The sequence below is a fragment of the Paenibacillus sp. LC231 genome, from assembly GCF_001860525.1.
In the GTDB taxonomy this organism is placed as follows: Bacteria; Bacillota; Bacilli; order Paenibacillales; family Paenibacillaceae; genus Paenibacillus_AQ.
Genome location: NZ_JFOM01000026.1, coordinates 542,359 through 562,037 on the forward strand (window position 1 = coordinate 542,359; position 19,679 = coordinate 562,037).

Sequence of the window (19,679 nt, forward strand, 5' to 3'; positions counted from 1 at the left end):
GTATATATGAATGAAATGGTTTATAAAAGCTTTACAGGCTTGCACCCGTGATTCGACTGTAAATATCGGTATAGCGGCGCGTCGTCTCCTCTACCACGGCCTGTGGCAGGGGATCCGGCTCACTGTTCTTATCCCAATCGGACGAAGCGAGATACGTGCGGACGGGCTCCTTATCCATACTGTCAATCTCAATGTCTAGCGCGTAATTCTTCTCATCCCAGAAACGGGAGGAATCCGGCGTGAAAATCTCATCGATCAGAATGATCTCTCCATCGATTAAACCGAACTCAAACTTGCAATCGGCCAAAATAATGCCGTGCTTGCTGCAATAATCGCGGGCGAACTTGTACAGCATCAGGCTTTTTTCCTGCAGCTGCAGCGCCAGCTCCTCGCCGACAAGCTCCTTCATGCGCGATAGCGGGATGTCCTCGTCATGACCGACATCGTTCTTGGCAGCCGGCGTGAAGATCGGCTCGGGAAAAGCCTCATTCTTGCGCAGACCCTCCGGCAGCTTAATGCCGTTAACCTCTCCCGAGGACTGATACTGCCTCCAGCCACCGCCGGTGATGTACCCGCGCACCACGCATTCGATATCGATGCGCTCGGCCTTGCGGCACACCATGATGCGTCCGTCCAGCAGGTCCTTGTCCTTAACGGCATCGCCCAGCAGGTTCACATCGGTATGCACGACATGGTTGCGGATGAGCTGCGCCGTTTGTCCAAACCAGAAGGCGCTCAGCTTGTTCAGCACCGTTCCCTTGGCCGGTACAGGCGGCTCCAGCACATAGTCAAAAGCGGAAATGCGGTCGGTTACTACAATGAGTACGTGCTCGCCCAGGTCGTACAATTCACGAACCTTGCCCTTGTACAGCAGCGGTACGTTGACCAGATGAGTGGCGGTCGATAATGCCGGTAATGTCATGTGTTCCTCCCCTTGGGGCAACGTGTACCTCGATCCTGAGAACCGTCGCTCCCTATATTTCTGTCGGATGAATGAATTTATTTATAATAGAACGTTTGTGGGCTGTACATCACTACGAATGCGGATTATTTTTCCGATCTCTGTTGCCCCCAGATTTCCATAAATATGATTCAAAGGCTGAAATCCGGGGACAGCATATGCTTTCGATGCTAGCTTTCCGTTGGAAAGCTTTCAGGAGACCGCAATCGCTTCTCCAAAACAATTCCGCCTTCTCCATTGTAGTGATTCTTTAAGTTTTAAGCCCTCAGGCTAATACAAAATTCTAAACTACTCCAACCCCAGCTTGGCAAAAATCGTATCCACATGCTTCAGGTGCCAGCTTGGATTAAATGCATCTTCGATCTCATCGGCGCTGAGCACCTCGGTGATCTCAGGCGTGGATTCCACGATCTCGCGGAATTGACGCTGCTCTTCCCATGCCTGCATGGCCCGAGGCTGAACGGTATCGTACGCTTGCTCGCGGCTGAAGCCCTTGTCGATCAGCTTCGTCATGATCCGGCCCGAGAAAGGAACGCCGAACGTGCGAGCCATGTTGCGCTTCATGTTCTCCGGGAAGACGGTCAGGTTCTTCACGATGTTGCCGAAGCGGTTCAGCATGTAGTTCAGCAGCATCGTAGCGTCCGGCAGGATGATACGTTCTACCGAGGAGTGGGAAATATCCCGCTCATGCCAGAGCGACACGTTCTCGTAAGCGGAAACCATATGACCGCGAATGACGCGCGCAAGACCCGAGATGTTCTCCGAACCGATCGGATTCCGTTTATGCGGCATCGCGGAGGAACCTTTTTGTCCTTTGGCGAATGCCTCTTCGACCTCGCGAACCTCACTCTTCTGGAGTGCGCGGACTTCGGTAGCGAACTTCTCGAGCGAAGTCGCGATGAGCGCAAGTGTTGCCATGTATTCCGCATGACGGTCACGCTGCAGCGTCTGGGTCGAGATCGGCGCCGGCTTCGTGCCAAGCTTGCGGCAGACGAATTCTTCAACCGAAGGATCGATGTTGGCATACGTTCCAACGGCTCCGGAAATTTTCCCGTACTGCACGCCGTCGGCCGCATGGCGGAAGCGCTCCAGGTTACGGATCATTTCTTCATGCCACAGCGCCATTTTCAAACCGAAGGTTGTCGGTTCTGCATGCACCCCATGCGTTCTGCCCATCATCGGGGTATGCTTGTAAGCCAGTGCCTTCTCTTTCAAAATACCGATAAAGCGCAGGATGTCCTGCTCCAAAATATCGTTGGCTTGCTTGAGCAGATATCCCATCGCGGTATCCACCACATCCGTCGAAGTCAAACCGTAGTGAACCCATTTGCGCTCCTCGCCAAGGCTTTCCGAAACCGCGCGTGTAAAGGCGATGACATCATGGCGGGTTTCCTGTTCGATTTCATAAATCCGATCCATATTAAAGGTTGCATTCTGGCGAAGCTTAACGGTATCTTCCTTCGGAATGACGCCGAGATCCGCCCATGCCTCACATGCGCACAATTCCACTTCCAGCCATGCTCTGAATTTGTTCTCCTCGGTCCAAATCGCCCGCATTTCCGGTCTGCTGTAACGTTCAATCATCGTTTAATCCTGCCTCCAAATATTCATTTTCTCTACCCATTCGAGCGCGTCATCGACATCCCCGCACAAGAGGTTGATATGTCCCATCTTGCGGTTAAGCTTCGATTCGCTCTTGCCGTATAGATGAAGCTTAGGCACAACACCGAGAGACTCTGCAAGCGCGTCGTGCTCTCCAAAGCGCCGTACCGCTTCCTCCAGATGCTGTCCCAGGAGGTTCACCATGACGACCGGGCTCAGCAGCGTTGTGTCCCCGAGCGGCAGATCGCAGATCGCTCTTACATGCTGCTCGAATTGAGAGGTTGAGCATGCCTCCATCGTGTAGTGACCCGAGTTATGCGGACGAGGTGCAAGCTCATTCACGTACAGCTCCCCCTCCTCGGTCACAAACATCTCGACAGCCAGCAGGCCAACAGCTCCCATGCCTTCAGCTACGCGTTCCGCGAGCTGACATGCTTTGCGCTGTACTTCGCTTGTCACGCGAGCAGGCACAATCGACAAGTGCAAAATATTGTTGACATGCACGTTCTCTGCCGGGGGAAAGCTCTTCACGATGCCGCTGGGCGTACGCGCCGCGATCACGGAGATCTCGCACGCGAACTTCACGAACTTCTCCAACACCAGCTCCGTCCCGCTGGCAGCCAGCTCTTTGTAGGCTGATTCCAGCTCATCTTCGCTGCGGAGAACCGCTTGCCCTTTACCATCATAACCTCCCATGGCGGTCTTAAGCACGCACGGAAGTCCAAGTTCAGAGGCGGCGGACTGTAAATCTTCCAAGCTTGTTATTTCACGATACGGCGCAACCGGTACGCCGGCCGCTTCAATTGCGGCCTTCTCGCGCAAGCGGTGCTGCGTGGTGTACAGCAGCTTGCTTCCCTGGGGAACATAAGACTGTTCCTCCAGAAGCTGGGCGACGCCCGCATCGACATTTTCGAATTCGTACGTAATAACGTCCGCTTTGACGGCGAGCTGCCGGGCAGCCTCAACGTCGTCATACCGGGCCGTAACCTGCTCAGCCATCTGGCCAAGCGGGGAGTTCGGCGTCGGATCAAGGGTGACAAACGAATATCCCATCCGGATCCCGTCCAGCGCAATCATCCGTCCGAGTTGTCCCCCGCCAAGTACACCAATGACGGAACCAGGCAGTAGCTTTTTGCTAGAGACCTTCGTCTGCTGTGCTCCGTTCTCCATCATAGGTTATCGCTGCTTTCCAGCACTTCGTCACGGATACGGTCCCGGCGCGCTTGCACTCTTTCCCGAATCCCTGCATCCGAAGTGCCTAAAATCTGGGCGGCGAGCAATCCGGCGTTAGTTGCTCCCGCTTTACCGATCGCTACGGTTGCTACCGGAATGCCGCCCGGCATCTGCACGATCGACAACAATGAATCCAGCCCCTTCAGCGCTTTCGATTTAACCGGAACGCCGATAACCGGCAATACCGTCTTCGAAGCGACCATTCCGGGCAGGTGAGCGGCCCCGCCGGCTCCGGCTATAATGACGCGAAGCCCCCGGCCCTCCGCTTCCTCGGCATACCGGAACATCAAGTCCGGCGTCCGGTGAGCGGATACGACTTTTTTCTCATAAGGAATTTCAAGCTCGTCTAGCACCTGGCATGCATGGGACATCGTATCCCAATCTGATTGGCTTCCCATAATGACTCCTACTTGTGCTGTCATGAGTACCCCCGCTTTCTTCGAAATTCGACAATATAATGGCTGCTGCTGAAAAAAAAGTCCGATCCCGTAAACACAAAATCTGTGCAGGTCTCGGACATACAAGGATTACGAACGCTGCTGCCTGCGTCAAGCAGAAGAGTCTTGCGCATCCGCCGCCAAAGAGGCAAACATGAAACCAAGCCCCGTCGTAGCCGCACCGTTTGTATTCCCTCGTAGTCCGAAAGTTTACGGTTTCCGGGTAGAGACTTCCGGGCCATATCCCCGGCTTTATACGAGAAATATTAAATTTCATCAATCACGCTTTATAAGTTATTTTGAACCTCAACATCCTCAGTTTATCAATTTCTGACACCAAATGTCAACCTAAACACGAACAATCGGATTTACATAAAAAATAATGTTCGTATCTAGGGAGTGAGCAATGCTGCAGCAAAAACTTCTTGGAGATTGTGGCATTAAAATGCGTAGACAACTGCTGAACATGAAAAGCCGTGAGCAGTACATGTGGAGCATACTCGGCGCTGCGCTGACGCATCGTGATTCCGATCGGCTGTTAAACACGGGAAACTGGATTGAACTATAATGGATGTTTCCCGTGTTTAAAGGCGAACGCTGGCGCTTCTCCATCCACGATTCGTCCGCTCCGCTGGAGCATATTCAACGAGTTTTTTTGCTGCTGCATAGAGGGTAAGGGAAAAGTATTAACGCAGAATAAAATAAGGCATATTCTGCTCTTTCATTGTGGTTACTTACAAGGAAGATAAAAGCGAATGTCGAACTCATAACAACCGTCACTACTATTAAATACCACAAAACATCTGACCCGACATTTATATTTGAATGCCACAAACAGAATCTATTACTAAGGAGGAACCAATGGCTATCTATCTCGTAAGGCATGGTCAAGATGAAGAAGGGTACCGCGGAGGGTGGAGCCAGCGCGGGCTCATAGACGAAGGGATCAGGCAAGCGGAGAAGCTGGGGCAATACTTGAACGAACACAAGCATGATTTTAATATCCACCGGATCGTGTGCAGCGATCTGCAGAGGGCATATCAGACTGCCTCCATATTGGCCGATAAGCTTAGCCTTCCGTTTCATGGTTCCGAGGATTGGAGGGAGATGAATAACGGTCTGCTCGCTGGAATACCTAACTCTTTAGCGGAAGAGAAGTTCCCCGGGCTGTATTTTTCCACCTTACGGATGGACGAAAGATACCCGGGCGGTGAAAGTCCGCAAGAAAATTTCCAGCGGATTAAGAAAACCTTCACGAGGTTATGCCAGGATCAGCTTGCTACAAACGATCATGAGAACGTATTGGTGGTCACTCACGGGGGAGTGATTAACATCATTTATCATCTAATCAAGGATATGGCATGGAGCAATAAGAATCCGTTCTTCCCGGCGGCGAACACCGGGCTGCACAGGGTGGAGTTCCGGGACGGGCGCTGGGAGTTTACCCTGGAGAATGCAGCACCTCATTTGTAGTCGGGAAACCCACGGCCGGTTCTACCGCTTCCCATGTTTGATGGCATCTACATATTGCTTGGCTTCGACCAAAGACAACCCTAATTCTTCCCTTACGATTTTAATCGCTTTTATGTCCTGCCCCTCCGCCAGCAGCTGTCTGACTTCCTCATGAACCGGCGGTTCAGGTATTCCTAATTGGTTAGCCATTTGATTTAACATGTTCTGCTGCTGCTTCATTCGCTTCTCCATTGCCGTCATTCGACTGGAGACCATAAGACCGACCAGAACAACCAACACCATAAGCAGAATAATTTCCATATGAACCTCTTCTAACAAAAAGCACTTCTCCTCCTAACGGACGCTCGAAAGATACGGCCCAAATCGCGTACGATAAATATGAAGCCGCACCTGCGGATGCAAGAATCACTATAAAAAAGGGACGCCTAAGCGTCCCAACAACATTATTTTACTACCAGTACCGGAATCTTTGCATGCTGCACTACATTATGGCTGACGCTGCCCAGTACGAACTCGCGGATACCGCCAAGACCGCGGCTGCCGATGACAATCAGGTCACTGCCGTTCTGATTCGCATACTCCAGAATGACTTCAGCCGGAGGACCCTGGATCATCTCCACTTGGCCGTTGACGCCTGACTTCTCAATCCGCTCGCGGATTTCCTCTGTCGTCTGCACAGCAAGATCGTAGACATCTTTATTAAGTGAAGCTGGAATCGGGGCAAGCCCTTCCCCAACGAAGAAACGCGGAAAATCGTAAGCATGAATGACATCCAGCGTTGCTCCCGGTGTCACCTTGGCAAGTTCAACCGCACGTCCGAGCGCTTTATTCGCTGCTTTGGAGCCGTCGTAAGCTAGAAGAATTTTAGTAAAAAGCATACAGGCCACCTCTTTCTATAGTTAAGAGACCTACTACAGTTAAAAGACCTACTACTTATTATTAAACAACTTCATACCGTTATGAAACGAGCTTGCTCACTCGCTGAGATATTCCTATGTAGTTCAGATTAAACAGATTATCCCCAGAAGTACGTGTATAGCGCGACATTCACGACTAACAACAGCGGCACGCCCATTTTAAATGATAAATGCCTCGTTTTATGACGCTTGCGGTACATGGCAATCCATACACCCAAGGCCCCGCCTATGGCAGCCAGCAGAAACAGCGTTCTCTCCGGAACCCGATCCCGTCCCATTCGGGCACGCCGTTTATCCTCCGACATGACCAGGTAGGCTACCGCATTGATAAAAATAAACCAAACGATCAGTGCAGGTCTCACGTTGGTTCACGCACCCCCATTCCAACTGATCGATCTTCCCCAATCAGCCATTTGCTATACATTCTATGGCTATTATAAAACTGCAGGCTAATGAAGACAATGCCGGCTAAATAATCTTGGATCATGCCCATCTATGAATGCCATTATTAGGACACGGCCGACGTCATAATTCCAACGAACCCGTGTCCGGCATAATGACAACCAGGCCAAGCTCAACCACTACTCAAAACTTATGATTCATTCTTGGATATTTCATTCAGGCTCGGAACATAGTCTGCAGCCTTTTTCGGTTTGAGGGTCTTGCTCTCCTCAAGAATGCTTGATTTGTTCTGCTGGTTTTCGCTTTTTCTTGCTTTATGATTCGGCATGCAAATCACCCCCTGTCCGTAGAATGAGCCATTCTACCCGAGGTTATGCTAGCGACGGCAAGAAAATCGCTTTTCAAGCAATTGGGAGAAGCCTTATGCAGATTATTCCTTCCCCTTCTGCTCAAGGGCCGCCTTCAACAGGTCGCCCAGGTTCGAACCGATCGACTCCTGCTTACTATATTGCTGCACGAGCTTCCGCTCCTCGCGTTTGTTCACATGCTTGGCATCCTTCTTCAGCGTTTCCGTAATGCCGCAGCCCAGGCATTGCACGAACAGCCCCGCCTTGCCTTCTTTCATCTCCATCTTCTTGTGGCACTGCGGACAGCGGCGATTGGACAGACGCTTCTCGCCTGAGCGCTTGTATCCGCAATCGTCACTCGGGCAGACAAGCAGCTTGCCGCGCTTAGTCTTCTTCTCCAGCAGTCTTGTCCCGCAATCCGGACAGTGGCTGTTCGAGACATTATGCGGTTTGTACTCCGCTTCGCTTCCCTTCACATCCGTGACCAGCTTCTTGGTCATGTCCCGAATTCCACGCAAGAACGGTTCCGGCTTGCCTTGTCCTTTCGCGATCCGTTCGAGCTCGGCCTCCCAGCGTGCCGTGAGTTCCGGTGTTCTCAGCTCTGGAGCGACAAGCTCGATCAGCTGCTTGCCTTTGCCTGTCGGATGGAGGGTTTGCCCCTGCCGTTCGATCGTATCCGAGCTAACCAGCTTCTCGATGATATCAGCCCGAGTCGCTGGGGTTCCAAGACCGTGCTTCTCCATCTGGGAGAGCAGCGCCGCTTCGTTATAACGCTTCGGCGGCTGGGTGCGTCCCGGTTTCAGTACGCAGCGGACCACCTTCACCGACTCTCCTTCTCGCAGCTCCGGCAGGAGCTTGCCTGAAGACTGGCCCTGAACATCGTCCTGCTCGTCTTCAGCGTCATCGTCATAATCGCCGCCATATACCTCGCGCCAGCCGCTGTCCTTGATCGTAGTCCCTTTTGCGTAGAGCTGTTCTCCCTCAATCTGAACGGTAACCGATACGTTATCGTAGCGGGCAGGAGGATAGAACAAGCTGATGAACCGGCGTACGATAAGATCGTACAGCTTGCGTTCATCCACTGACAGCTGATTCAGCAGCACGGTCTGTTCGGTTGGAATGATGGCATGGTGATCCGTAACCTTGCTGTCATCCACGACCCGTTTGCCCGGCGATAAATTTTTACGCAGCAGCGGACGTGCAATGGAGGCATAGGGCCCGATCGCGATGCTCGACAGTCTCTCCTTCAACGTTCCGACCATATCCGATGTCAGGTAACGGCTGTCCGTACGCGGATAGGTGACCAGCTTATGCTGCTCATACAGGCGCTGCAGCACGTTCGAGGTCTGCTTGGCCGAGAACCCGAATCGGCGGTTGGCATCCCGCTGTAATTCGGTCAAATCATAGGCCAGCGGATGCGGCTCGGTTTTCTCGCTCTTTTTCACGCTGACGATTTTACCGGTGCTGCCCTCCAGCTTCTGCTTCAGCTTGGCCGCCTTATCCTTCTCGAATAGACGACCGTCTCCGCCGGCCGGACGCCACGAAACCTCAAAATCCCCAAGATCCGCCTGCAGCGTCTCATATTCCTGAGAGCGGAAATTCACGATTTCCTTCTCCCGGTCCATGATCATCCCGAGCGTTGGCGTCTGAACCCGGCCTGCCGACAACTGTGCATTAAATTTGGTCGTCAGCGCACGCGTCACATTCAGTCCAACCATCCAATCCGCTTCCGCCCGGCAGCGTGCGGATTCATACAGCCGGTCGAACTGCTGCCCCGGCTTGAGTGATGCAAAACCTTCCTTGATCGCCTTATCCGTCTGGGAAGAAATCCACAGCCGCTTGAACGGCTTGTTCCACTTCGCCATTTTGAGGATCCAGCGTGCAAGCAGCTCCCCTTCACGGGCAGCATCGGTGGCAATAATCATCTCGCCGACATCCGGGCGCTTCATCAGATGCTGAACCGTCTTGAACTGGTGGCTTGTTTCCTTCAGCACCTTAAGCCTCGTGTTATCCGGAAGGATCGGCAAATCCTCCAGCGCCCAAGTCTGGTACTTCTTATCATAGTCCTCGGGTTCGGCAAGTCCTACCAAATGTCCAAGCGCCCAGGTCACAATATATTTCGGTCCTTCAAAATAATTCTTCTGCTTCTCGCGGCTGCCCATTACTCTCGCAATTTCCTTGGCAACGGACGGCTTCTCAGCCAATACTAATACTTTCATAGCCCTCCCCTTCCTCTGTCCTCCTATTATAACCTCCCCTCGATTGTTTCCACAAAGATAAGTCAGATCGTTTTCTTAGCCAGCCATGTGAACGTAAGATTGGCACATACGGGACAGCCCTGCTTCTTCAAATCCTCGATCGTGGAATAATCACCCTGCACGCCCACCTGCAGCTCGCCCTGACATTGGATGCATCTGTAGGTTCGGACCGTTCGCCTAACCTCGCCTGTGTAGAGCTCCTCCTCGAAAGAATCCGTAATATGCGGCTCCGTAAATTCCGTCGTTGTTAGCACGATCATCTGACCGCTATTGCCGATCATCTGCGCTCCGATGTATTGATTGAAATGAAGCAGCACCTGCTTTACCGACAAACCCATACGGACGAATTCACGCTGCATGGACCATGTGAAATCGGGAGATTTGTGGGCGAAGGAGAGAAAGATGGGGCATCCCTTCTCGTGTTTCAACGCGCTAATCCCTCTGGATAAGAACAGGGTCAGCCCTTGAAGCGTGTACGGCGGATCCGTAAAAAAGCAATCATATTGCCCGTTCCAGCCCTCAGGCAACGGCTGCCTAAGATCGATATGTCTGCATGTAACCGATAAGCCTTCTTTTGCAGCTGCACGCTGGATAAACCGCAGGAATCGCTCATCGATATCCATTACGGTAATGGCGGCTCTCTGGTCCTTTGCGTTCGGGAACAGCCGTTTAAGCAGCAGACCCAACGAGATGCTCACGAGGTCGTCATCGCCAACGCACAGGATGTTCTTGCCGATCAGGCTGTTCTCCCTCAGACACAGAACGGCTCTCCGAAGACTCGTCTCAACCGTGCATTGGGATTGGTCGATCTGAACATCGACTTGGGGGCGCTGCTCCAGGATCTCCGTAAGCCTCGCTAGTACATCAGAAAGCTCCGGCTGCCAATCGGTTTCCTCGGCCATAAGCTTCTGATACAGATCTTGATCGATCCCTCCGTATCCTAGTTCATGTTCAACGTACACCTTCCCGGCAGATGTGCAGCGAACTCCCCGCTCTTGAATGAGAGCACCTGCCTTGATAAGCTCCTTCTTGATTGCCGCAGTGATTGGAACGGGTAGATACGTATGTCGTGCCAGCTCCTTGGTTGAAATACCGGGCCGCATATAACTCGCTACCAGCAGCTGTTCAATCACCTGAACGCCTTCCTGCAAACGAACCTTGGTTTTCACTTCTTCTATATAATTCATCATGTGAATCACGCTCTTTTCCTGAATATGGGGTGGTTATTGCCCCTGGAAAAGAACACACGTAACCCCATACGTGCTGCAGTAATAAAAAAAGGACAGAAGTCCATGAACCATCGTCCACCTTCTGTCCCCCAGCGGGAAGCCGTGCCCGGGGCACGGCTGTACAGTCAATATATAAGGGATGGCTGTTGTGTTCTTAACCAGGTGGACTCAGAGCCTTCGCGCCATGACAAATAAACCTCACATAAAGTGGGTTTTTGCCAAAACACAAGCAGAGAGTCCTATATAATTTGGTTAGTTATGAACACGCACCGACATCAAGACAGCTCCCCTATTTTCAATATAAATCCCGCCGACTAAAATCTGTTGGCCATAAAAATGATATCCTTCTTCACTTCAAAACCGTGTTTCCGATAAAAATCTTCCGCCGGAAGATCCTTTTCCGTAAGCAGCACCATGCAATGAATGTTAATCGATTTCAAATACTCCTTTATGCCATGCATTAATGCCGAACCTAGTCCGCCGCCCTGCAGATCGGTATCGATATAATACTCCTGGATATAGTATTCCTCACCGCTATACCAGCTCTTCGTATGACCAAAACAAGCTCCCAGTATCTTACCATCCTGTTCTATAACAAATCCCAGGAATACCGGATTGTCCATAAATTCCCCGAGGTATTGCTGCACATGCTGCACGGAGTCCCACTGATCGAACCAGGGTTCGACGCTAAAGACCTTGAGCATCAGCTCGGAACATGCTCCAAGGTCGGGTTTGTCCATCAATCTAACATTCTGTTTCGTTTCCATCAAGCCGTTACACCCCATGATCTGTGAATGATATCGTAATCCCCGATAAGCCTAACCGTCCGGATCATCATGAGTATAGGAGCAAAGTTCTTCAGACTCGGCTCCTTACATACTATCGGGTCATGGCTCACGTTCCTTTCCGTGGAAGGATCCAATCTTTCCGCCAATATGGCACGCGCCCGGTACAGCCGGGATTTCACCGTTCCTTCCGGTATACCTACCATCTTGGCGATATGGTTGATCGGTATATCCCGATAATAGTGAAGCTGAATAACTCTGCGTAAATCATCTTCCAGATGGGTCACGGCTTCGTTGAGTTCGATCGCTTCATACGGCAGTGCATCGGCACCCCCATTGGCAAGTTCAACCGTCCGCAGCCGCTGCTGGGAGCGCAGCAGTTGCAGGCATTCATGAATAAGAATGCGGGACAGCCATGTTCTAAAATAAGCAGGCTGCTTTAAGGTCGACATCGCTGCGAAGGATTTATAAATCGCTTCCTGTACGGCATCCGCGCAATCCTCTTCCCGCCTCAGATACAAGCGGGCCAAGCCATACAAATTACGCTCACAAGCGTGGACCAGCCTGCTAAAGGCTTCCCGATCCCCATGCTTGGCAAGCTGGACATCGCGTTCTATATTGGATTTCTTGTTCACATTGGGAGACCTCCTCTGCAACACTTCCTTGGCCTTACATAAGTTAGATGCCTGAGAGCGCGATTAGGTTCACGCCAGTTCATCTTTTTTTTAAAAATCCGGTGTTGCCATCACCTTCATTTTCGCACAATTCCGTTAATCATTTCCATATTGAATATTCAGCCTATGAAAAAACACCGCAAGGTCATCGCCCTTACGGTGTCTCGTTCAGCCTATAAATCGTTCATGTCATGAAACGGATGATTGATCCGTTCTCATTCAATTCGGTTCCTTATCCACATATCGACCTTGCTCGGGAACGGCCAAACGATCAAAATCTCGAGCTAGCCGTTCAAGTGAAGCGGTAAGCTCCTCACCCCGCATCGAAACTCCGTGTCCCGTGATCAGAACTCCGGGATTCAAGCTTGACAGGCGGCGAACCGACTCCCGCGCAAGATTCCAATCCGGGGTAAAATACATCGGCGGACCATGCAGCTCCTTCTCCTGCCCGATGACGGCTAACGCCGACTCTTGCTTCACCGTAATCACCGCGTCTCCCGCTACGAGTACTCGATCCCGTTCGCGGAACAGAGAAATATGGCCGGGGCTATGGCCCGGTGTCGGCAGCCATTTGAATTCAGAAAGACCCGGCACGCTGCCGTCCTCCGGCAGCGGTTGTATCCTGGAGCCCAGATCGATGGCTTTGTTCGGATACATCGGGGCAACGCGGGCCATCAATCCGCCGCCCACGCTTGGATCACCTGGTGGATAGTCTTCTTTTCCCGTAAGGAATGGGAGTTCATCCCGATGAGCGTAGACAGGTACGCTCCAACGGTCCGCCAATTCCTTCACATTCCCGACATGGTCGAAATGGCCATGGGTGAGCACAATGCAAACCGGCGGTTTTCCGAATCTTTTCTCAGCTTCTTCTACAATGGATCCTTCGAAATTTCCGAGTCCCGTATCAATCAGTACCCAGTCGCCCGTCCCCGGCGTACCGATCATCTGGACGTTCACCATAACCGTACGCAAGGATAGAATATTCGGCGTAATCTCTTCCGTCTCTACTGCACCCGTCTTTAACATGCTGTGATCCTTCATTATGGAATCGCCCCCACTTCTCGTTGTAAATGCTTCTTGTAATAACATACCCGTTTTGGCACTTTTCAACGAAGAAATGGCGATTTTTACTGAATGATTTTGTTGAGACGGTCCAGATAACGCCAGCGAGTAATAAAGAAATATATGACCTGGATGCTCAGGAAGAAGATAAAGATCTTCAAACTGTGCCCAACAATCGAGAAGTCTACCAGTTGCTGCAGGGCTACGAAGGCAACGCCGCTATGAATGAGTGCGATCAGCATCGGCAAAAAGAACATAATGACAAGCTGCTTGGTAATGATGGTGCCAAGCTCTTTTTTACTGAGGCCGACCTTGGCAATCATGCGGTACTGCTGTTCGTCCCGAGCAAGATCCGCATACAGCCGGAAATAAACGAAGCTTGCCGCGAAGGTGAAGAACACGATGCCGACCAGGCCGCTAACCATAAGCAGAATGCCGTTCTGCTGCTGGGCGCTTTTCCAATCCATATACAATGATTTTACATAATAACTGTAGTCCTCATTCTCGTTGAGACGATCCAGAATCGCTCTGGATACATCCCCAGTATTCTTCCAATCCTGAACGAAAAACGTATGGTATGCCGCATAACCGTACTCCTGATCCTGAACCTGCTGTGCCTTGAACGCATCGTCGTACAAGCGGTCGGATACGACCAGCGTCTCGCCATAGGTTGCCGGTACGGCAATAAACGTTTCGGCTTTGAGCACCTTGACGATTTCCGATTTCTTGCCGTTTAATACCTCGAACTGACTATTTAAAGGACCGTTGATTCGGTAGCTGTTCTTCTCCGAGACCGTTCCCGGAGTCAAGATCCCTTCCAGGTCGCCCAATGTTTCTGCCGGGTAACCCAGCGACTGAATGAGACGGTTATATTGGCTAAGCTTAACCAGTTGCACCCCGTTATCCGAGAAAATCGGGGTAACCTCCGCCTCCTTATAATCGAACCCGCCTTTTTTAAGCTCCTCCCTGATGATATCAAGATGCCGATTCCCTTTATCAGCGTCCTCATCATACATGGAGTATGTGTAGGCATAAGGGTTCTCCATGGCTGACAAGCCCGGATCTCCAATTGCGAGCGTGGTCCCGATGCCGGTAAAGGCAGATGCCGAGATAACCGAAACGAGGAAAAACATCACCGCATTGTCCTTGATTCTGTACAGGAGCTCCGAGATTGTCAGCAGATTGGTTCGACGGAAGAAAAATCGCTCCTTCTTCTGCAAATACCGCATAAAATATACGCTGAACTGGGTGAAGAGAAAATACGTGCCGATGACAACGAGAACAACGCCTCCAAACAGCAGAATAAAATTAAAGATTTGGAGAATCGCAAAAACCAAAACCATACCGTATCCGGCACCAATCAACAGGACAGCCAGCACGGCCAGCCAAGGAGAGGCTTTGGGCTGCGGTTTGGGACTTTCCTCCGCTTTCACGAGCGCAAGCAGTGTACCCTTCCTCAGCATGAACGAAGAACACAGTGCAATCAGCAGGAACAGGACGGCATAAGCCGCTGCTGTGATAAGAAGCGCTTTGAGCGGAAAATAAAACGGAAGTCCATTATCCACGGCCAGCAGCTTCGCGCTGATTAACAGAATCAGTTTCGAGAACAGAACGCCCGTCCCGATCCCGGCTGCGATCGCCGCAACGCCAATCAATATATTTTCGATGAACAGCATCCGGTTCAATTGTTTGCGGGACATCCCGAGAATCAACAGTATGCCGAATTCCTTCTTCCGGACTTTAATAAAGGCCCCCACGGAATAGAGCAGGAAAAAGAACGAAAAGACAAACACAATGTACTGGGATACCGTCATGCCCATCGTGCCCAGCATGGACATGGTATCGCTGGAGGACACCAGGCCATCCTTCAGCTGAGGATGAAACGACAGCAGCCCGTAGGTAAAGAAAATCATGACCGAGAAGGCGCTGCTCAGGAAATGGGCGATATACGTGCGCTTGCTGCGCAGGACATTGTTAATGGCGAACTGGCGAAAATTCATGTCCCGAACCTCCCAGCAGCGATAACACATTGATGATTTTTTGGTAAAAGGCCGATTGACTCTCGCCGTATGTGATTTCGTTGTACAACTGACCGTCCTTGATAAACACCACCCGATTGCAGTAACTTGCGGCAACCGGATCGTGGGTGACCAGCAGCATCGTCACTTTGTCCTCTTTGTTTCTCCGGTCCATAATCTCCATGACGTCGCGCGCCGATTTGGAGTCCAGATTCCCCGTCGGTTCATCGGCCAGGACCAGCTTCGGTACATGGATCATCGCACGTGCTACGGCCGTCCGCTGCGCCTGTCCCCCGGATATTTCGTAAGTCCGCTTATCCAGGATCGATGTTATGCCCAGCTTCTCGGCCAATATCCCTACCCGGCGATTCATCTCATCCAGATCCACCCCGTCCAGCGCCAAGGGCAGCAGGATGTTCTCCTTAACCGTCAGCGTATTCAGCAGGTTGAAGGACTGAAAGACAAACCCGAGCTCACGGCGGCGAAACATCGCGAGTTTATCCTGGGATAAACGGAACGGATCTTCCCCGCCAATAAGAATCTCCCCGGATGTGGGACGGTCGATGGTGGATATCATGTTAAGCAGCGTTGTTTTTCCGCTCCCGGATGGTCCCATGATGCCAACGAATTCTCCTTCGTTGATGCTCAGATTGATATTGGAAAGCGCCTCGTGGGACACCGCGGCCTTGTAGACTTTGCCCAAATTGCGCACGTTTAGTATTTCCATCTTGTAAACCTCACCTTCGTTATTCATATCTTGTAAGGTTAGTGTATAGCATCCGGCGGAGCTTCTCCTATCGATCACTCTTTCACCAATCTTACATCGGTGTAAGATTCATATTTTTACTAAAAGTAATAGAGCTCCGAGCACGTCACTTTTGCGCTTTTAGACCGCTCCAAGTATGTAGCGTTCCTACGATCGCTGTTGCCCCAAATTTTCTGAACGATTACACTGTGGTGAAAATTCGGGTGCAAAGGCGAACGCTTCGCTTCTTCGGAATCGTTTCGTCCTCTCTGCTGGTACGTGCAGATGCCTACTTAGTCTTTAAAACAAAAGAAAGAACCTTATCTCAGGGCTTCATGATGTTTTAACAACCATCTTTTACCCCAGATAAGGTGCTCTCATAAAGTATTTAGGTAACTTACTGTATCGCTTCATAATCTATGATTAACTTAGATATAGTCTGACTGACCCAACTCGGCGCCTAAATCCATACCGTCATCTCGATGTTAAGCAACCAACAACTTACTCGACATCTTAAGCCTTCGCCAGTCAGACACGCCAACAGGACTACTTATCCCGAGTCTCACCCCGAAAAAATCAACCTCACGGTCGTTCCTTTCCCCTGCTCGGATTCCAGCTCGATTTGGTGGTTCATTTTATGAACGACCTCCTTGACGAGATATAAGCCCATGCCGGTGGATTCCTTAAGCTTGCGTCCGTTTTCCCCGGTATAGAACGGGTCGAACACCCGCTTCATGTCGGATTTGGGTATGCCTATCCCGCGATCCGTGATCTCCAGCACAACATGACGGTGATCCTCGCTCCGATGGGCTTGGATCGTCACTTTAAGACCGGTACCGGCGGAATATTTGACGGCATTGGACAGCAGCTGCAGCATGATGAAACGAAGCCACTTGACATCCGTCTGGACGGTGAGGTCCGGGTCGATCCGGACTTCCGGATACACATGGCTGTGAATAAAGTAGCGCTTGTTCTCGTGAACTGCATCGACTGCAATCTGGTGGAGCTTCACAGGCTCCACGCTGAAATCCTGTTCAAATGTTTCGAGCCTGGACATGTAAAGCACCATCTCAAGCCCGCGCCGAATCCGGTCGGACTCTTCGGATATACTCTTGAAGGAATCGTTATCATCCTCTTGCGTGATCACCTCAATGACGGACAGCGGCGTTTTCATCTGATGTACCCATTGATTCATGAAGATCATATGCTCTTTCCGCCGGCGCTCCCACTCCTCCATGACCGTTCGGTATTGACGGTATTGCTCTTCCATGAGCTCGCTAAGAGCCGTGGGCAGCGGGGCCGATTCATTATGCTTGATCGATTCCTCCAGCGACCTGATAGGCTGTGACAGCCGCTCATAGAAATCCCGGTGCGTGAAGTACCGGAATGCCAAGTATCCGCCCAGAATGGTCAGACCGAGGAAAACGGCATAGGCCGCTGTCACCGGATGATCATAACCGTCATACCAGAATACGAGCAGCACCACAAACAACTCGGCGACCGTAAATAGTATCAAGGGCAGTTGCTCACGCCAAAACAGCTTTTTCATAACCTCCCCTTACCTCTTCCAAACCGTGTGCAGGCGGTATCCGGAGCCGCGGATCGTTTCCAGCGCATTCTCAATCCCTAACTCCGCAAGCCGTTTGCGCACCCGGTTAATATTCACGCTGAGCGTATTATCGTCAACGAACGTATCATCCCACAGCTTCTCCAGAATCGTCTCGCGCGTGACCAGCCGGGGGCTCCGGCTTAGCAGCGTCTCCAGGAGGATGGTTTCTTTTTTGGTGAGTATGGATGTCCGGTCCTCAAGGATCAGCTCCATCCGTTCGGGATACAGGACCAGCCCGTCCTTCTCAACCGTACGCTCGGCGGATGCTGCTGCATAATCACCGTATACGCGTCGAAGCTGGCTGTGGATCTTGGCGATGACGATATCATAAGCAAACGGCTTGGTGATATAATCATCCGCGCCGTTCTCCAGCGCCCGTAACTGATCGGGGGTCCCGTTCCGAGCGGATATGAAAATAATCGGACAGGTTGATACCGACCTGATCTGGCGGCACCAATAATAGCCGTCAAAGCTTGGCAGATTCACGTCGAGCAGAACAATATGCGGCTTTATCTCATGGAATCGCTCCAGCACATGATCGAAATCCTCGATGATGGTTCCATCATTTCCGTACCGTTCGATATGCGATTGCAGCAGCCCCGCCAGCTTGGGGTCATCCTCAACAATCATGATTTTGTACATCCGTTCACCCTCCATGAAGCGTCAGGCCGTTCTTTCCCTTCCGAAAGAATCCACCTGATGGTTTATGATTCCCTAACGATAGCCGCTTCAAAAAAGTTGGTTCCGTCCGGCGACGTGCCCTGCACATACACCCTGTTGTTCTCCTCCGCCGAACGTCTGATCAGCATCGTATCCTTCAGCCTGGCCTCGTTATGATATGTAATTTTGAAGCCGGTCACTTGCCCTTCCCGAAGCTCCTGCTCACTCAGCACGTCAAAGCACAGGTCTGCATAACGGGCATTATTCAAATGACCATTCGTATCGATTCCGCTATACCGGACCATGTACGTATACGCCTCATCCAGCTGTACTCCTTCCGGTAATACGGCTTTGTTTGGCAGTTCTCCAACCGTTTCCTCGCCGATCGGCACCTCATATGGAAACATGGACGGACGCAAAATTTTCCGTTTATGGATATCCACCAGGGCCCATACCGAGCGGGCTTCGCCCAGCATTTCTCCAGAGCCGTTCTTTATCCGATAATCCCGGTGCCACAGCGCTCCTTTGGACCCGCGGCTCCAGGTGTCAACATATACTGTGTCCATATCCCTTGGCATCTGCCGCATATCAAGCTCAAGCGTTATCAGCATCCAGCCCATTCCCCGCTCGATCATCTCCTCGCGACTGATCCCGAGCGCCTCAATATGCCGGTCAGCCGCTCTTTGCAAAATACTGAGCAGCGAAGACCAACGGCAATCCCCTTTAAAATCCGCATCAACGGATTGAATCGTATATTCTTCAGTCCATTTCTCAACCATGAGTCCCATGCCAGCTCCTTTATTATTATCAACCTAACGATAATTCAAGCATAATCAAAAGCCCTGCATTTATCAAAGAATGACACGATATTTGGTCTGCTGGAAAAAAGTGATTTTGTCATCATCCGGTTTAAAAGTCACGTCTTTGGTTAATAGTAAGGCACAAACAACTATAACTTATACGAGGTGATAAACAATGAGTTTTCTTTGGTCATTAATCGTTGGTGGTATCATTGGTTGGATTGCGGGCTTGATTATGGGCAGAGACATTCCCGGCGGTATCATCGGTAACATCATTGCTGGTTTTGTCGGTGCTTGGCTTGGTGGACTTCTGCTCGGATCTTGGGGACCGGAAATGGGAGGATTCTTCATCCTGCCTGCTCTGATCGGTGCCGTGGTACTTGTCTTTATCGTCAGCCTGATCATGGGTTCGATGAGACGCGGCCGTTCCTAACTTGATTGATAGGATGAAGGCTTTCATGGTGCGA

General features: G+C 51.2%; 21 protein-coding genes and 1 riboswitch. Of the genes, 3 read left to right on the forward strand and 18 right to left on the reverse strand.

From position 1 onward, the window contains the following. Positions 1-31 precede the first annotated feature (31 nt). The 4 genes from AK95_RS19540 to purE form a co-directional block, all read right to left on the reverse strand. Positions 32-922, reverse strand: coding sequence for a phosphoribosylaminoimidazolesuccinocarboxamide synthase (locus AK95_RS19540; RefSeq protein WP_071221562.1), 891 nt, complete (start codon positions 920-922; stop codon positions 32-34). 327 nt (positions 923-1,249) lie between these two features. Continuing rightward, positions 1,250-2,545: an adenylosuccinate lyase gene (purB, locus tag AK95_RS19545; protein ID WP_071221563.1), complete on the reverse strand. Its 1,296-nt coding sequence runs from the start codon at positions 2,543-2,545 to the stop codon at positions 1,250-1,252. Positions 2,546-2,548: 3 nt separating this feature from the next. Beyond that, entirely contained in the window at positions 2,549-3,736 is a 1,188-nt protein-coding gene (gene purK / locus AK95_RS19550; RefSeq protein WP_071221564.1) for a 5-(carboxyamino)imidazole ribonucleotide synthase, read from the reverse strand. Then, a complete protein-coding gene (purE, locus tag AK95_RS19555) occupies positions 3,733-4,218 on the reverse strand; it encodes a 5-(carboxyamino)imidazole ribonucleotide mutase (RefSeq protein WP_009592351.1) in 486 nt (161 codons plus the stop codon). Before purE ends, purK begins: the two co-directional genes overlap by 4 nt. Positions 4,219-4,411: 193 nt before the next feature. Next, positions 4,412-4,513: riboswitch (purine riboswitch) on the reverse strand. Between the two features lie 126 nt (positions 4,514-4,639). Between purE and AK95_RS34235 the strand changes: the two genes are divergently transcribed. Further along, positions 4,640-4,801: a hypothetical protein gene (locus AK95_RS34235; RefSeq protein WP_162487608.1), complete on the forward strand. Its 162-nt coding sequence runs from the start codon at positions 4,640-4,642 to the stop codon at positions 4,799-4,801. 293 nt (positions 4,802-5,094) lie between these two features. After that, positions 5,095-5,706 (forward strand): histidine phosphatase family protein, encoded by a 612-nt coding sequence (locus tag AK95_RS19560; RefSeq protein WP_071221565.1) that lies wholly within the window; start codon positions 5,095-5,097, stop codon positions 5,704-5,706. 21 nt (positions 5,707-5,727) lie between these two features. Here the strand turns inward: AK95_RS19560 and AK95_RS19565 are convergent, their stop codons facing one another. From AK95_RS19565 to AK95_RS19625, 14 genes are all read right to left on the reverse strand, one after another. Further along, positions 5,728-6,024 carry a hypothetical protein gene (locus AK95_RS19565; RefSeq protein ID WP_235613159.1) on the reverse strand — a complete coding sequence of 99 codons (297 nt, stop codon included), beginning with the start codon at positions 6,022-6,024 and terminating at the stop codon, positions 5,728-5,730. Positions 6,025-6,149: 125 nt separating this feature from the next. Next, the gene (locus tag AK95_RS19570; RefSeq protein ID WP_071221566.1) at positions 6,150-6,584 is read right to left on the reverse strand and encodes a universal stress protein; all 435 of its coding nucleotides are present in this window, start codon (positions 6,582-6,584) and stop codon (positions 6,150-6,152) included. Positions 6,585-6,721: 137 nt separating this feature from the next. Further along, on the reverse strand, positions 6,722-6,985 hold the full coding sequence (locus AK95_RS19575) for a DUF1294 domain-containing protein (protein WP_071221567.1): 264 nt from the start codon (positions 6,983-6,985) through the stop codon (positions 6,722-6,724). Positions 6,986-7,215: 230 nt separating this feature from the next. Continuing rightward, positions 7,216-7,353: a hypothetical protein gene (locus AK95_RS34550; RefSeq protein ID WP_181469949.1), complete on the reverse strand. Its 138-nt coding sequence runs from the start codon at positions 7,351-7,353 to the stop codon at positions 7,216-7,218. 102 nt (positions 7,354-7,455) lie between these two features. Further along, positions 7,456-9,591 carry a DNA topoisomerase III gene (locus AK95_RS19580; RefSeq protein WP_071221568.1) on the reverse strand — a complete coding sequence of 712 codons (2,136 nt, stop codon included), beginning with the start codon at positions 9,589-9,591 and terminating at the stop codon, positions 7,456-7,458. A 62-nt stretch (positions 9,592-9,653) separates the two neighbouring features. Further along, the gene (locus AK95_RS19585; RefSeq protein ID WP_071221569.1) at positions 9,654-10,820 is read right to left on the reverse strand and encodes a bis-aminopropyl spermidine synthase family protein; all 1,167 of its coding nucleotides are present in this window, start codon (positions 10,818-10,820) and stop codon (positions 9,654-9,656) included. Positions 10,821-11,173: 353 nt separating this feature from the next. Beyond that, positions 11,174-11,626, reverse strand: coding sequence for a GNAT family N-acetyltransferase (locus tag AK95_RS19590; RefSeq protein WP_235613160.1), 453 nt, complete (start codon positions 11,624-11,626; stop codon positions 11,174-11,176). After that, a complete protein-coding gene (locus tag AK95_RS19595) occupies positions 11,626-12,279 on the reverse strand; it encodes a sigma-70 family RNA polymerase sigma factor (RefSeq protein WP_071221571.1) in 654 nt (217 codons plus the stop codon). The genes AK95_RS19590 and AK95_RS19595 overlap by 1 nt, the downstream gene beginning before the upstream one ends. A 258-nt stretch (positions 12,280-12,537) precedes the next feature. Continuing rightward, positions 12,538-13,359, reverse strand: a complete 822-nt coding sequence (locus AK95_RS19600) for an MBL fold metallo-hydrolase (RefSeq protein WP_071221572.1) — start codon at positions 13,357-13,359, stop codon at positions 12,538-12,540. An 86-nt stretch (positions 13,360-13,445) separates the two neighbouring features. Next, positions 13,446-15,380 (reverse strand): FtsX-like permease family protein, encoded by a 1,935-nt coding sequence (locus tag AK95_RS19605; RefSeq protein WP_071221573.1) that lies wholly within the window; start codon positions 15,378-15,380, stop codon positions 13,446-13,448. Continuing rightward, entirely contained in the window at positions 15,355-16,125 is a 771-nt protein-coding gene (locus AK95_RS19610; protein ID WP_071221574.1) for an ABC transporter ATP-binding protein, read from the reverse strand. The genes AK95_RS19605 and AK95_RS19610 overlap by 26 nt, the downstream gene beginning before the upstream one ends. Before the next feature lie 580 nt (positions 16,126-16,705). After that, on the reverse strand, positions 16,706-17,692 hold the full coding sequence (locus tag AK95_RS19615; RefSeq protein ID WP_071221575.1) for a sensor histidine kinase: 987 nt from the start codon (positions 17,690-17,692) through the stop codon (positions 16,706-16,708). A 9-nt stretch (positions 17,693-17,701) separates the two neighbouring features. Continuing rightward, positions 17,702-18,394: a response regulator transcription factor gene (locus AK95_RS19620; RefSeq protein ID WP_071221576.1), complete on the reverse strand. Its 693-nt coding sequence runs from the start codon at positions 18,392-18,394 to the stop codon at positions 17,702-17,704. Between the two features lie 62 nt (positions 18,395-18,456). Further along, positions 18,457-19,191: an acyl-[acyl-carrier-protein] thioesterase gene (locus AK95_RS19625; RefSeq protein WP_235613161.1), complete on the reverse strand. Its 735-nt coding sequence runs from the start codon at positions 19,189-19,191 to the stop codon at positions 18,457-18,459. A gap of 196 nt (positions 19,192-19,387) precedes the next feature. Between AK95_RS19625 and AK95_RS19630 the strand changes: the two genes are divergently transcribed. Beyond that, complete coding sequence (locus AK95_RS19630; RefSeq protein WP_006208269.1) at positions 19,388-19,645, forward strand: GlsB/YeaQ/YmgE family stress response membrane protein; 258 nt, start codon at positions 19,388-19,390, stop codon at positions 19,643-19,645. Positions 19,646-19,679 lie beyond the last annotated feature (34 nt).